Raw genomic sequence first — 13,737 nt, forward strand, 5'->3', positions numbered from 1 at the left:
AAAAACGCTGTTCGCCCTTGAGCAGGGCCGCGTCGACATTGCCCGGCGCAGAGCCCGCTGGAAAGCCTGGCAAGACCGCTTCGATCCGAAGCGGCTCGTCTTCATCGACGAGACCTGGATCCGCACCAACATGGCGCCGTTACGCGGGTGGGGGCCGAGGGGCAAAAGATTGCGCGGCTTTGCCCCGCATGGCCGCTGGCGCACCCTGACCTTCCTCGGCGCCCTCCGCTGCGACAAGCTCACTGCGCCCTGCGTCTTCGACGGTCCCATTAATGGCGAATGCTTCCACGCCTATGTCCGCCAGCAGTTGATCCCGACCCTCAAACCTGGCGACATCGTCATCCTCGATAATCTCGGCTCTCACAAAGCCAAGGCCATCCGCGATGCCATCAGGGCCGTCGGCGCCAGGCTATGGTTCCTGCCGAAATATTCCCCCGACCTTAATCCGATCGAGCAAGCCTTCGCCAAGATCAAGCACTGGATGCGCCAGGCTCAAAAGCGAACCATCGAGGAAACGTGGCGCCACCTGGGCTTACTCGCCGACACCATAAAGCCAGAGGAATGCGCCAACTACTTCTCAAATGCCGGCTACGCTTCCGTCAAAACATGAAAGGCTCTAGAACATGCCCCCCCAAAGGGGACCGGGGCCGAGGCATCGGCAAAAGGGAAAACAGAACGCGGTAGCAGGCCCGCGCCAAACGTCCTGGTCTTGCCGCCGAACACGATATTGGCGATCCGCGACGGAGCGTCGTCAGTCTGTCGTTCTCTCTCGGCCCGCTCTCCAAATCCGGTACCGGATTTCCACGTCGACGGGTGCAAACACCACGAGGGGAAGCCTGCTGTTGTATCGCAAGAGCGGCTCGTCCGAGCTCCGCACGAACGTTTTCTTCTTGGTATTATCCGGGCACGCCATCCGCGTACTCGCGACCACGCCAACTCCGGTAACGACGTAGTAGTCATATCCCCAGCCATCGACCGTGCGCTTCTCCAGCTGGGAGCCAAAGGTATGTCGATTGCAGTCCACCAACTCGGTTCGACCGACGATCACGCCAACCCGGCGCGCATCTTCGTCGGAACGCTTCGCCAGGAAGATAACGTGTCGTTGCTGGCCCGCTGGCGCCTCGGGAAATGCCTTCAACTCGTCCCGCGCCTGACGGGGCTCCGCCGCAGAAGCCCCACTCACCGCAAGCGACAGAAAAACCAGAACTGAAATTGAGTATTTCGCAGCTTTACCCGCCCAAAATGAAGTTGCCATTCTTCACCCTTTTGCCCGCAATGGTGGTCGAGGTTGGGTTGCCGATAGAGCTATCGCTTTCACTTGACGCCCGTCCAGCTTGATGCCCAGACCAAGTGCCCGTAGATTATCCAGAAAGGCCATGTTAGCGTCGGGTTGTATTTCAGCGCCTTGAGATGGAAAAAGCAATGTTTCGTTTAGGCCGGAAGTATAATCGCTTAGCGTCATCGGCGAGTTGCGGATGTGCAAACCCCGAGCTCCACAGGGTCTCGAGCCACCTCCGGATTACTCTCGCAGAAGTTTTCTGAAGACTGTCGGTTCGGCCGCGATCGCGGCAGGCCTACCCGGTCTGGCAAGCGCGCAGTCCTCGCCCCCGCAAAAGCTGATGCCGCGACAGGCTCGTCTGTTCGATGGTAAGACAACTGCCCTGCGGGACTCAGTCCAAATACTGATCGAAGGCAATGGTAGTGTCGTCCATTGACGCGAACGGCAATCCTCCGCCCGCCGACGCGACCGTCATCGACTGCGCTGGCAGCGTAGTGATGCCGGGCCTGATCGATGCCCATTGGCATTCGATCTTTGCCGCGGTGCCATTGAACGTACTTCTTGCAGGTGATCCCGGTATAATTTACGCCGCGTCGACTGCCGAAGCAGACCGGACCCTCATGCGCGGGTTCACCACCGTGAGAGACCTGGGCGGGCCCGTCTTCACCTTCAAACAGGCAATCGACACCGGCATCATTCCGGGTCCCCGCATCTTTCCTCCGGGGGCAATGATCACCACGTCCGGGGGGCACTGCGACCTCAGGATGCCGTCGGAAATACCCGCGAAAGATGGCCAACTCAGTGTCGGCGAATTGCTTGGCGCCTCGGCGATCGTCGATGATATCAGGCTCCCTGAAGCGGCGCGTCCGCGAGCAACTCCTGCAGGGCGCGTCCCATATCAAACTGGTGGGCGGCGGCGGTGTCTCCTCGCCTCGCAGCCCTCTCGACATGACGACGTTCAGTGAAGATGAGATCCGGGCCGCCGTCGAGGTGGCCAGGGATTGGAACACCTATGTCACGATCCACGCTTACGCTCCCCGTACCGTGCAGCGCGCTATCGCGGGGGGCGTCGCCTGCGTCGAGCACGCCCATTTGATGGATGAGGACACGGCAAGAATGTTCGCGGACAAGAACGTCTGGCTGAGCACCCAGCCGTTTCTGAGCATGGAAGACGCCGCGTCGCAAACGGGTCCGGGTGTTGAGCGCGTCAAACAACTCTTTGCCGGCACGCCGAAGGTGTACGACTACGCCAAGAAGTACGGCATCAAGCTTGCCTGGGGATCGGATGTCCTCTTCTCGCCGCAGCTGACGCCCCGTCAAAACATCATGCTGACCCATTTGTCCAACTGGTTCAGCAATGCCGACGCGCTGAAGATGGCAACTTCGGTCAATGCCGAGCTGCTCGCTCTTTCAAATTTGCGAACACCCTATGCGGGGAAACTCGGGGTTATCGAAGAAGGGGCACTCGCGGATGTGCTGGTATGGAACGGAAATCCGCTTGACGATCTTCGATTGATCGAAGCGCCGGAAAAGAATTTGTCCGTCATCGTCAAGGATGGCCGTGTCCACAAGAACCTACTGTAGTCACGCCACATCGGCGGCGGAGAGTTTGAGCGTATCACTCGCCTCCGTTCTAGGCCGCTTTGCGCCGCCACAAGCAGACATCGTACCATTTATGTATGCAGGTCACTCGCGTAGCTATTGCTACGCCCGATTTCGGGCCGGCTCGCTCGCTCTGGAAAAAATGAGTTACAGAGGTGCAGCATAATTTGGATATCTTGCTTGGTGTACTCTGCAATTCGCTATCAAGGCCATCCCTATGCTTTTTCACTCGCTCAGCGGCGTCCTCCGGAGACTTTCCAATCTCAATGAGGCCATTCTTTCCTTTCTCGTACAGGAAGTTCGCCTCTGAGGTATGAAAGGCTTCGGCGTCCGATAAACCTGTTTTCCTGTAGACTTCGGCCAGCTTCATATGGACGGCCGCGCAATAGAAGAATTGATATTTGGCAAAACGACGCTTGTGTTCTTGCGCGGCCGAGACGGCCGGCAAGATAATTAGAAATACTGCAAGCAACCGAAATTTCACATCGCCTCTCGACGCGCAAAAGTGGAACGACCCGACGCGGCCGAGACCAGATGTCAACGCCCGCTGCGCGCGTTTGTCGCTTGAACCTTAACTTTCGATTGCGATTGAGGCGTGGCTTTTGTCTGATGCAAGTGGCGCGTTTGATGGCCGCAAAGGGCCGAAAGGCGACGCCGATACGGACATCTCTTTCGCGCTACAAGGGGACGTGTCGCCGTCGCAAGACTTCTGAAGCCTCGCACTCCACCCGATTGCACCGTGAACATAGCGAGTGGTGCCGTGGCGTGATAGGTGTTGGACTTGGATCAAGCCCAGCATTCACCTGAACTCCTAGCAAAGGACAAATGCCATGGGAGACCAGAAGCGCCCGCTCCAACCAGGGGAATACGCTCCCGCCTTCGCACTTCCGTCGGCAAATCAAAAAGGAACGGTCTCACTCGCGAGCCTCCACGGTCACCCTTTTCTGATCGCCTTCTTCCGCGGGCTGCACTGCCCGTTCTGCCGGCGTCAGGTGGGACAACTCGGTAGTCTACAGCCTGCCCTGCGCGCCGCGGGGGTGGAAACAGTTGCCGTGATCAACACGCCGGTAGAGCGCGCCCGCATATATTTCGAGCACCGGCCGACGCCGGCCGTGCTCCTATGTGACGAGGATTGCTCGACGCACCGGGCCTTCGGCGTGCCGCACGGTGAGTTCCTGCCCGAGGGCAGCGGCGAGAAACCAGTATGGCCCTATCGGGCAAGCATGGAGCAATTCGAGGCCGCTCGCATTAACCCGACGGGTGAATTGCCGGAAGCGTTACACCCGATGGCGGCCAACGCCTTACTCAACGCCCAAGACGGCTTCGAGCTTACTGAAATCGATCATGCCATCTTCGCAAGCCACCCCACACAGCTTGTCGGGCACTTCCTCATCGACAGCGATGGCATCGTTCGCTGGGTGCAGATTGAAGCGCGCGACGGGCCTGACAGCCTCTGCATCTTTCCAAACGCGGCGGAAATGCTTGCCGCTGCCAACAGCCTCCGACGCTGAAGGCGTTGCATCTCCGACATTCGTCACGCATTTGCGCCGCTACCGGACACCTCATGGTCGCAAGGCAAGCTCGCCGAGGTGACTGCGGACCCATTTCACCTCCTCTGAGGCGGTGCGGCGGAAGTGCCTTTTGAAGTCGCGGCTGAATTGGGCTGGGCTGAGGTAACCAACCGACAGCGCGGCCTCTGCGATCGTTTTTTCCTGGCGCGCCATGATCAGCCTTGCTTCGTGAAGCCGCATCGCTTTGACGTATTGCATCGGGCTGCTGCCTGTCAGCGCCTTGAAATGTGCGTGATAGGAGGGGACGCTCATGCCCGCTTCCTGTGCGAGCGCCGTCACTGAAATCTCCAAGCTGTAGGTTTCGCGCAATCGGGCGAGGCTTTGGACGATCTTGCCGGAGGTGCCTTTCTGCTGTAGCGCCGCAATCATCTGTGCGCCCTGCGGGCCGACGAGGATGCGATAGTGCAACTCGCGCAGGATGCCTGCGCCCAGAACCACAATCTCCATGGGATCGTTGAGCACTCGCAACAGGCGTAGCACGACATCCTCGATGTCGGGTTCCATTCTGCTGGACATAAGACTTCTCGCCGCGGTGCCCGCCGGTCCGGAACACCGTGCCTCGACGTCCGAGGCGATCTCGGCCGCGAGCTGCATGTCGAATTCGAAATAGACCGCGAGCAGGGGGCATTCTGCGCTGGCTACGGATTCCATCCGGAACGGAACCGGGACCGAGACCGCCAGATAATGCTCTTCGTCGTAGAGATAGACCTCGTCTTCAAGCATTCCCTGCTTGCGACCCTGCAGCACGAAAACCGCACCAGGCTTGTAGAGGACGGGGATGTCGTGGAGGACCTCTTCGGTCCTGAGGATGCGGACACCGTGAAGCCCCGTCGGATTGTAGCCGTGACGCGGGGCGAGGCGTCCGGCCAGTTCCACAAGCTCCCGGCGCCTTGATGGCGCACCCTTCGCATTTATAGGATTTAGCAAGACACTCATAGTTTCCGCAATCGATGAACCTGTATGGAAAGACTATCAGTCAAATGGTTCTCACCAATCAAGAAGAGATTGTCAAACATGTCACAGAAGACTTTCTTCATCACAGGCGCGAATTCCGGGTTCGGCCTGGCAGTCGCGACGGCAGCCAGCGAACAGGGACATACCGTCATTGGCACCGTCCGCTCCGAAGCCTCGCAAGCAAGGCTTGCGGAACGCCTGCCGGCGGTCCGTTCCGTCCTTTGCGACGTGACCGAATTCGACAGGATACCGGACGTCGTCGAGCAGGCTGAGATAGACCACGGCCCGGTCGACGTCCTGATCAACAATGCCGGTTACGGTCACGAAGGGCTCCTCGAGGAGTCGCCGCTCGACGAAATGCGTCGTCAGTTCGACGTGAACGTCTTCGGCGCTGTTGCGGTTGCCAAGGCTTTCCTGCCGCGGTTTCGCGAGAGGCGCCGCGGGTTCATCGTCAATGTCACGTCGATGGGCGGCATGATCACCATGCCCGGCATCGCCTATTACTGCGGCAGCAAGTTCGCGCTTCAGGGAATATCGGAGGTGATGCGTGCGGAAATGGCGCCGTTCGGCGTCCACGTCACCGCACTCTGCCCCGGCTCGTTCCGGACCGACTGGGCCGGCCGCTCGATGGTAAGGACTGAGCGGTCCATCGACGACTACGACGCGCTGTTCGATCCGATCCGAGAAGCGCGGCAAGCAAAAAGCGGCAAGCAGCTTGGCGATCCCAACAAACTCGCGGCAGCCGTGCTTAGCCTCATCGAGTCTGCCAATCCTCCACCGCAACTCCTGCTTGGAAGCGATGCGCTCAAACTCGTGTCTGACAGGATCGAGCGCCTGCAGCAGGAGATTGAGGCTTGGAAATCCGTCACGGTCTCGACCGATGGGTAATAGCGCAATGACAAAGGTGGCCGCGGTTCGAATTTCCGATCACGCGGTCTGCCGCTCTCCTCATACTGAGGAGCGTTTCGAGCCGTAAGCAGTCGTTTTTGGCACTCGTTGCGTGTTGCCGAGAACAAGGCGCGGCAAGAGAATCGGAAGATCGCCACGTGCTTTAGGGCATTGGCAGGCTGCCTATTTCGTCTTCCTGGACACCACCCCCACAGCCGGCGCAACCAGCGCGAATTCCTTCATCTCGTCGGGAGACAGGTAGTAGAGCCTGTCGGGGGGCGTTTCCATGGCGTGGATCCAGAGGTCCGGCTTGATTCCCATGTCGTCGAGATGTCGGGTGATATCGGCGGTGGTGCGTTGGGCTTCGGACATGGCGAGATCAGGCGACAGCTTCTCCCTGGTGGCGTTGAAGACCTGATGTACGCCGATGACAGCATCCTTGTCGGCCGTACGGACGACGCCGCCGGCCATGACGATCGGGCAGGAGGAAACACAAAGCGCGCCGCTGGCGACGCTGGTCGCGATCTTGCGTTCGCGGATAACCGTGGAGATGGCGATCGCGTCGCCAATCGATCCGCCCGGCGAATCGAGCGCGACTGTTTTGACGTACTCGCCACGGGCCCGGATTTCGGCGTCAAAGCGTGCGGCCGCGCCGGGTTCGATCGTGCCCTGCGCAAGGAGCACGCCGTCCGCCCGCAGTTCGAAGCGGATCGGCCTCATCAGGACCTCGGGGTCCGCGGTGATCTCGCCAGGTGCGTTTTGGGGTTTGCCCTGCGTGAGAGCCGGCGGAAGCATGGGCAGGGCACCCGGCGTAAGTGGATCGGAGGCCGGACTGTTGGGACTGTCGGAGCTGATTTCATGCCAGTCTATCACCACGAAGACGGCGGCTGCGGCGAGGAGAGCGTGGAAGGCATGCCGCATCAGCGTGCCGTCATCGGCGGAGAGCACGTAGTCCTTCAACCTTTGCCCCGCCGTTTCCAGTCTCATGCCGGCGGTCCTTTGCGTGGTCCTTTGCCTGACAGGTCGAAGCTCGCGACATTCGACTGGTCCGCCGCTTCACTGCGCTCTGCAGCATCCATGGCGGCCTCGACGTCGGCACCCTGCTGCTGGATCTCACGCCTCACTTCCAGGGCCTGCAACAGTTCGGCCGCGGTAATCCGTTCGGCGAAGGGCAGGCGCTGCTCCTGCTGGCGCGGCGTCGAGTGGACGATCGACAGCATGAAGATCAGCACCGCCGGCAAGATATCGATCGAGATGGCGCCGGCCCAGCTGGGGATGAAGTCGCCGGCGTAGCGCAGCACCGCTTCGGCCGAGGAGAGTGGAACGAACCGCCGTTCGGACACCGGCTTGCGCTCGAGGATCTGGTCGGCTGCCTGTGAGAGCACCTTCGATTGCGCCGCGACGGAGGATCGGATCGTTTCCATCACCTGGTCTTGCCGGGTGACAAGATCCGCCTCGCGTCCATCCGCCACCGGAGCGATGAAGCCGAGCGACAGGTCTTCCGCCGCGCGCTTGACCGACGGCGCGATCGAGGTCTGCTCCAGCGAGGTGATGACGCCGGAAAGCCCGACGACTTCGGCAGCGAACTGATCGGCGCGCGGATTGATCGCGCCCGGCGCCGACACCAGCGTCCGCATCGTCTCGAGATGCTTGCGGCCCGCGTCGAAGAGCGTCGTCACCCGTTCGCGCGAGGCGTTGATGCCGTTTTCGAGCTCGGTCAGCTGCGAGGCCATCTGCGACAGGAGCTGCACGACGCTGCCGGCCCCGGTCGTACCGGTCAGCGCGCCGGTCTCGCGTTCCTGGTCGGCGAGGCGCTGGAACCGTTCCTGCGTGCGCTGGATGTCGGGCAGCAGGCTCTGGGCGGCAAGCGCGTTCTGGTGCGCCTGGTCGAGATCGGCCGTGTAGTCTTCCAGCGTTTCGGCCAGATGCTGTTCGAGCGCCGCGGAACCCGCCAGCGCGGCCGCGTTGAGCCAGCTCGACATGGCGATGATCATCGCGCAGCCGAGCGCCATGACACCAAGCATGGCCGTCCGCCCGCCTGTACTGGTCACGTGCGGATAAAAACGGGCCATGTAGGTCCAGAAGGCGTAGATCGCCACCGAGACGGCGCTGGAATAGATGAGCGCCGCGAAGAACACGGCGGTTGCCGATCCGTCGAGGATGCTCCGCACGCCGAGATAGGTGTAGACGCCGGAGGCGAGCGCCAGGATCGCGAACGCGAACCGGGTCATGGTCTCGACGGATTCGATGCCTTCCTGCAAGCGATGCGACGTGCCGAGCGCCATGGTCTCCTCCGGGCCAATGCATGCCTTCCGAAAGCGCGCAGCCGTTCGAGGCAAGGACATGCACATGAACAAAGACCTAAGGCAGGTCGCGTAAGTCTTTGTTCACGCGATCGGCCTTAGCCCCTTAAGAAACCAATATAATACCGGCAAAAGCAAGGCTTGGCATCAGGCCGAAGCCTGACGCCGTCAAGCCTTATTCGGCGGGCGTGCTGTCGGCCGACGGCGCACGCAACGACTTTTCGGAGATGTCGATCATCGGTGTGAAGCCTGCTGTCGGCATGCGGACTTCGTCGCGTTCCTCGAGGGCGGCGGTGGGGACCACGACGCCCGGCCGTTCGCTGCGTGCGACTTCGAGCTGGCCGGTCAGGATGGCGCGCTCGGCGCGCAACTGCCGGATCTCCGACTTGGCAATCTCCAGGCTGGTGCGCAGCTGGCCGATTTCGTAGCGATCGGAATCCATGCGCGTATCGATGTCGCGGCGCAGCGCATCGGCATCCCGGTCGCGGCGCACGCGCAGGCTCTCCGCCTCACGCAGCTTCAGCGTCAGCTCGTTGGTCTGCGTGGCGAGTTCGCGGCGGGCGGACTCGCTCTCGGCGCCGGTCGTGCGTGCGCGCTGCAGTTCCTCGGCAAGGCGCTCCGAGCGGGAGAGGGCGGTGACGAGTTCCGATTTGACGCGCTTGAGATCGGCGCGGGCTGCCTGCAGTTCCTCATCCGTCATCTTGTTTCGGCCGTTTGCCGTGACGAGTAGCTTCTCCACGAGTTCGGCCTTGGAGCCGATCGCCTCGTGCTTCGTCGTCAGGTGGGCGATCTCGAGCGCCGAGGAGGCCTGCAGGGTCTCGTGCTCGACTTCGAGCCGCTTGTGGCGCTCCTCGAAGAGGGCGAGGTCCTGCTTCAGGCTCGCAACGGCCATCTGCAGGTTGCGCACCTGGGCTTCCTGTTCGATGAGGCTGGATTTCAGATGGCTGCGTTCCTCGTTGAGACGGGCCATTTCGCGCGCCTGGGTGCCGTTTTCGCGGCGCGAGGTTTCGATGAGCAGCTGGTGCGCCGTCGTCTCGTTGTCGAGCTTTTCGCGGGTGGCCGAGAGTTCGCGGCTGCGCTGGTCGAGCTCCGTCTGAGCGCGCTTCAGGAGTGTCGAGGCTTCATCGAATTGGATGGCGCGATCCGTCAGTTCACGTTCGGCATCGAGCAGCCGGTTTTCGATGATCGTGAATTCTTCGCGCGTGACCTGATGCACGCTCTGCAGCCTTGTCAGCTCGTCGCGGAAGGCGTCGATCTCGGAGCGAAGCTGCGCGTTGTCGGCGTAAAAAGCCTTGTTCTCGGCAGTCAGGCGAAGATTGTCCTGGTCAGCCTTTTGACGCGCATGGCTTTCGTAGTCGAGAAGCGAGCTGATGCGCGCGCATTCGGCGCGGAGCGCACCGGTCTCGTTCAGCGACTGGCTGTGAGTGCCGAGCAGCGAGGAAACGCGCTCCTGCAGCGATGTGAGGCTCGACAGCAGGTCTTCCGACGTCCGCTGGTTTTCCTCCAGTGCGGAACCGAAAGCAGCGAAATCGTTGACGTCAGGGATAGCATAGCGCAGCGGCTCTTCGGCGGCCGGGCGATGATCCGCTATCGAAGCGGGTCGGTATCCTGTTGTCGACAGCGACTTGCCGCCGTCTTCTGCGCGACGAAAAAAACTCATGACCATGACTTATGCCCCAAAAGTACTGTCAAAACGCCGGCGAAATATGGATTTCAGCTAATTAAGCGAACCTATCGAAAATTGCCTTGATTCCGTACACGCATGCTGTGCGTGCATCTAGAAACGGCGGCGCGGTCGCTGTCAAAATACGCAAGATGACAATCAACAGGTTCGAGGGGCTGACCTGTGACATTCGCGCAACAGCCGCCTGGCGACCTTATTCCTCAGGGAGAATCCGCATGCCGTCCGTCTCAAGCTCGCTACCGAGTTCGACACTTTTCGTCTGCTTGTCGTAGACGCAAAAGTAGCTAACGAAGCCGTTCGCGCCCTTCGGTTTGCCGGTTACAAGGGCGATGCCGTAGTGCTCGCTGCCGAACGGATCGACGACCGCATGTGGAAACTCGATCGAGGCGCGCGCCGCCTGTTTGCACTTGGCTTCAACCTCGGACGCGAACTCCTGCCAGGCGTCGCCTGAGGAGGCGCGGGCGGTTCCCGCCGCAGCGATTGCCATGGCAAGTATGCAAAAGCGGATTTTATTCCTCTGCATCTGAAAAGCCCGTCTTCCAGCTGTTGTAAAACTCGCCCATGATCAGCGATTTAGGGCTGCAAAGCCAAGTGCTTGGCGAAGGCAATTTTTCCTCTCTGCCCGTCTTTTTTGATATTTCGCAGGTTGCCTCTCCATGCTTGCGCTCCTATGTTCCGCCTCACCTGCCGATTACGCAAACTATTGCCAAGAGGAGACCCACAATGGCTTTCGAATTGCCCGAACTTCCCTATGACTACGAAGCGCTCCAGCCCTTCATGTCGAAGGAAACCCTGGAATTCCATCACGACAAGCACCACAAGGCTTACGTCGACAACGGCAACAAGCTCGCGGCAGAGGCAGGCCTTTCCGATCTCTCCCTCGAAGACGTCGTGAAGAAGTCGTTCGGCACCAATGCCGGCCTCTTCAACAATGCTGCCCAGCACTATAACCACGTCCACTTCTGGAAGTGGATGAAGAAGGGCGGCGGCGGCAACAAGCTGCCGAGCAAGCTCGAAGCTGCCATCAATTCCGACCTCGGCGGCTACGACAAGTTCAAGGCCGATTTCATCGCTGCCGGCACGACCCAGTTCGGCTCGGGCTGGGCATGGGTTTCCGTCAAGAATGGCAAGCTCGAAATCTCCAAGACCCCGAACGGCGAAAACCCGCTCGTTCACGGCGCGACCCCGATCCTCGGCGTCGACGTATGGGAACACTCCTATTACATCGACTACCGCAACGCGCGTCCGAAGTACCTGGAAGCTTTCGTCGATAGCCTGATCAACTGGGACTACGTCCTGGAGCGCTACGAAGCCGCAGCGAAGTAATCGGCTCGCACAAAAAAAGATGTCAGCACCCGGCGCCTCGAAACGCCGGGTGTTTTTGTTTTCGATGACTGTCACAAGCTTGTCATGCCGCGCGCCTAAAGCGCTGACATGACATCCTTTTCCGATCTTCCCATTCTCCGTTTCGGCGTCGTCGCAGATTCGCAATATGCGGCGAGGGAGCCGCATGTCGGAATGAACCGCCACTATGCCAGAAGCTTTGCCAAGCTCTCCGCGGCGGTCGAGGTTTTCAATGGCGAGGAACTGAGCTTCGTCATCACGCTCGGCGACATCATCGATCGGGACTTCGAGAGCTTCGACGACATCCTCCCCGTCTACGACCGCCTGAGACACGAAAATTTCTTCCTGCTCGGCAATCATGATTTTTCCGTCGCAGCCGATCGGTTGGCCGATGTCGCCGCCCGCGTCGGTCTGGCATCGACTTACTACAGCTTCGCCAGGCAGGGGTGGCGGTTCATCGTTCTCGATGGCAACGAGGTCAGCACCTTTGCGCCGCCGGAAGGGCATCCCTATCGGGACATAGCCGCCCGTCGGCTCGCCGAGCTTAGGGCAGCCGGCGCCGTCAACGCGCAGGAGTGGAACGCCATGCCGAGCGACGAGCAGGTCGCCTGGCTTTCCGACCAGATTAACAAAGCCCGTGCTGCAGGCGAGCGGGTTATCGTCATGAACCATTACCCCGTCTATCCGCCGAACGCGCACGACAGCTGGGACCGCGAGCGCATCATCACTCTTCTGACGGCGCACGAACATGTCGCGGCCTACTTCAGCGGCCACAACCACGCCGGCAATTTCGGCACGCTCGAGGGATGCCATTTCCTCAATTTCAAGGGGATGGTCGATACCGAGACCGAGAATACCTTCGCTATCGTGGAAATCTGGGCCGACCGCATCGAAGTTCACGGTTTCGGCCGTGAGGACAGCCGGACGCTGAAGCTCCGCTAGGCTGCTACCAATCGTTGCCTGGATAGGGCCGGCAAAGGGTGCCGCCTTCAACCCATCGGTAGGGCTTGCTGCACCTGCTGTGCTATCTCGCTTCGATCCATCGCGCTCAAAAGGCCGTCCTTTGTGTCGCAGCCATCTTGGAAAAGATCGAAGAGCGTTGAGGCGGCTCGGCAGCCTTCGAGGCTATTCGGGTCTCTCTTGTGCAGGTAGCACCACTCCGAAAGAGCCTCGAACACGACATTGATGTCATCTGTAAAGGAGATCACGTTTGATAGGTCTGTCATTTCATTCGATGCTCCGCTCAGGCAGAAGCACGAAACTCCCAAGCGGCCGTTGCCAACAGATGCCGACCGATCATGAATAATACTGCCTGCGACGCAGCATGGCTATTAATTAAGACATAGCGGACCTCCACCAAACGCGCTGGCCTCAGAAGTCCGGGGGAATTGATCTGATCTCTTGCAGATAATGTGCGATTGGCGCCAGTTCGACGATGCTGGGCATGCTTTGGACGATGTCCTCCGGTTGGCACCACGGATAGGGGAGCGATGTGATCCAATCCATGACCGCTCCCAAATGATCCGCCGAAATGATCTCCATCCGATCGATGCGAATGACTAGCCTTTGGACAAGGCCTTGGATGTCGGAAAAGTACCAATCGTAGCGGCCGCAGCCAATTCGGATGTCTCCGTTATTCTTCGCCGACATGCCGACGAGCCAATGGCATGGAAAATGGCGTCGATTGGCGTCTGTGGGGCGAGCCAGGCAGAAAGTATAGACATTTTCGAAGTCGTTCGCGAAACGCCGGCAGAGAGTCTGTTCGATCTCAGGCAGGCCCTTGGCTGAACTTGGAAAGGAGATGGCGTCGGTCTTGACCACCATCTCCAGCGCAATATCCTCGGAGAAGGCGTGGCGCATCAGGAACGGCCGGTTCCCGTCTTTCGCATGGAAGTACGCACTGACGGCTTCGAACGGACTTGGCATGGCGTAACCTCCGCAATAGACCCGCATCACCCTATCCTATTTTGCTGTTACGGTGGGCGACGGAGGCGCGGTCGTGGTCGTGATAACAATCCCGTCGCCCATTCAATCCGAAGCGGACGTTTTGGAGGCTGGACTTTAGCGTCTGGCTTTCCATTTCCCTTCGATCGAAACCCATCGAAACGTGCC

At 60.1% G+C, this 13,737-nt stretch carries 13 protein-coding genes and 2 pseudogenes; 6 read left to right on the plus strand and 9 right to left on the minus strand.

Going from position 1 to position 13,737, the window contains the following annotated elements:
- Positions 1-610: pseudogene (locus AS026_RS20790) on the plus strand (IS630-like element ISRel6 family transposase); the annotation flags it as partial.
- Positions 611-751: 141 nt separating this feature from the next.
- On the opposite strand, the gene eco reads toward AS026_RS20790, so the two are convergent.
- On the minus strand, positions 752-1,255 hold the full coding sequence (gene eco, locus AS026_RS20795) for a serine protease inhibitor ecotin (RefSeq protein WP_025661069.1): 504 nt from the start codon (positions 1,253-1,255) through the stop codon (positions 752-754).
- A gap of 167 nt (positions 1,256-1,422) precedes the next feature.
- On the opposite strand from eco, the pseudogene AS026_RS20800 reads away from it, so the two are divergent.
- Positions 1,423-2,863 (plus strand): annotated as a pseudogene (locus AS026_RS20800) (metal-dependent hydrolase family protein).
- A gap of 49 nt (positions 2,864-2,912) precedes the next feature.
- Here the strand turns inward: AS026_RS20800 and AS026_RS20805 are convergent.
- Positions 2,913-3,365, minus strand: coding sequence for a hypothetical protein (locus AS026_RS20805; RefSeq protein ID WP_062371501.1), 453 nt, complete (start codon positions 3,363-3,365; stop codon positions 2,913-2,915).
- 346 nt (positions 3,366-3,711) lie between these two features.
- On the opposite strand from AS026_RS20805, the gene AS026_RS20810 reads away from it, so the two are divergent.
- Positions 3,712-4,392 carry a peroxiredoxin-like family protein gene (locus AS026_RS20810; RefSeq protein ID WP_062371504.1) on the plus strand — a complete coding sequence of 227 codons (681 nt, stop codon included), beginning with the start codon at positions 3,712-3,714 and terminating at the stop codon, positions 4,390-4,392.
- Positions 4,393-4,443: 51 nt separating this feature from the next.
- On the opposite strand, the gene AS026_RS20815 is transcribed toward AS026_RS20810, so the two are convergent.
- A complete protein-coding gene (locus AS026_RS20815; protein WP_062371506.1) occupies positions 4,444-5,388 on the minus strand; it encodes an AraC family transcriptional regulator in 945 nt (314 codons plus the stop codon).
- Between the two features lie 78 nt (positions 5,389-5,466).
- Between AS026_RS20815 and AS026_RS20820 the strand changes: the two genes are divergently transcribed.
- Positions 5,467-6,294 carry an oxidoreductase gene (locus AS026_RS20820; protein WP_062371508.1) on the plus strand — a complete coding sequence of 276 codons (828 nt, stop codon included), beginning with the start codon at positions 5,467-5,469 and terminating at the stop codon, positions 6,292-6,294.
- A 183-nt stretch (positions 6,295-6,477) separates the two neighbouring features.
- On the opposite strand, the gene AS026_RS20825 is transcribed toward AS026_RS20820, so the two are convergent.
- The 4 genes from AS026_RS20825 to AS026_RS20840 all read right to left on the minus strand — a co-directional run bounded on the left by AS026_RS20825 (position 6,478) and on the right by AS026_RS20840 (position 10,804).
- The gene (locus tag AS026_RS20825; RefSeq protein ID WP_062371510.1) at positions 6,478-7,281 is read right to left on the minus strand and encodes a COG3904 family protein; all 804 of its coding nucleotides are present in this window, start codon (positions 7,279-7,281) and stop codon (positions 6,478-6,480) included.
- Complete coding sequence (locus AS026_RS20830; protein ID WP_062371513.1) at positions 7,278-8,579, minus strand: hypothetical protein; 1,302 nt, start codon at positions 8,577-8,579, stop codon at positions 7,278-7,280. The genes AS026_RS20825 and AS026_RS20830 overlap by 4 nt, the downstream gene beginning before the upstream one ends.
- A 193-nt stretch (positions 8,580-8,772) precedes the next feature.
- Positions 8,773-10,263: a coiled-coil domain-containing protein gene (locus tag AS026_RS20835; protein WP_062371515.1), complete on the minus strand. Its 1,491-nt coding sequence runs from the start codon at positions 10,261-10,263 to the stop codon at positions 8,773-8,775.
- A 211-nt stretch (positions 10,264-10,474) separates the two neighbouring features.
- Positions 10,475-10,804 carry a hypothetical protein gene (locus tag AS026_RS20840; RefSeq protein WP_025661062.1) on the minus strand — a complete coding sequence of 110 codons (330 nt, stop codon included), beginning with the start codon at positions 10,802-10,804 and terminating at the stop codon, positions 10,475-10,477.
- 200 nt (positions 10,805-11,004) lie between these two features.
- On the opposite strand from AS026_RS20840, the gene AS026_RS20845 reads away from it, so the two are divergent.
- Together AS026_RS20845 and AS026_RS20850 are read left to right on the plus strand one after the other, a co-directional pair.
- Entirely contained in the window at positions 11,005-11,607 is a 603-nt protein-coding gene (locus AS026_RS20845; RefSeq protein WP_018116360.1) for a superoxide dismutase, read from the plus strand.
- Between the two features lie 108 nt (positions 11,608-11,715).
- Positions 11,716-12,567: a metallophosphoesterase gene (locus AS026_RS20850; protein WP_062371519.1), complete on the plus strand. Its 852-nt coding sequence runs from the start codon at positions 11,716-11,718 to the stop codon at positions 12,565-12,567.
- A gap of 47 nt (positions 12,568-12,614) precedes the next feature.
- On the opposite strand, the gene AS026_RS20855 is transcribed toward AS026_RS20850, so the two are convergent.
- Both AS026_RS20855 and AS026_RS20860 read right to left on the minus strand, forming a co-directional pair.
- Entirely contained in the window at positions 12,615-12,851 is a 237-nt protein-coding gene (locus AS026_RS20855) for a hypothetical protein (RefSeq protein ID WP_062371522.1), read from the minus strand.
- Between the two features lie 145 nt (positions 12,852-12,996).
- Positions 12,997-13,551: a hypothetical protein gene (locus AS026_RS20860; RefSeq protein WP_062371524.1), complete on the minus strand. Its 555-nt coding sequence runs from the start codon at positions 13,549-13,551 to the stop codon at positions 12,997-12,999.
- Between the last annotated feature and the right edge of the window lie 186 nt (positions 13,552-13,737).

This window comes from Rhizobium altiplani, assembly GCF_001542405.1.
GTDB lineage: Bacteria > Pseudomonadota > Alphaproteobacteria > Rhizobiales > Rhizobiaceae > Rhizobium > Rhizobium altiplani.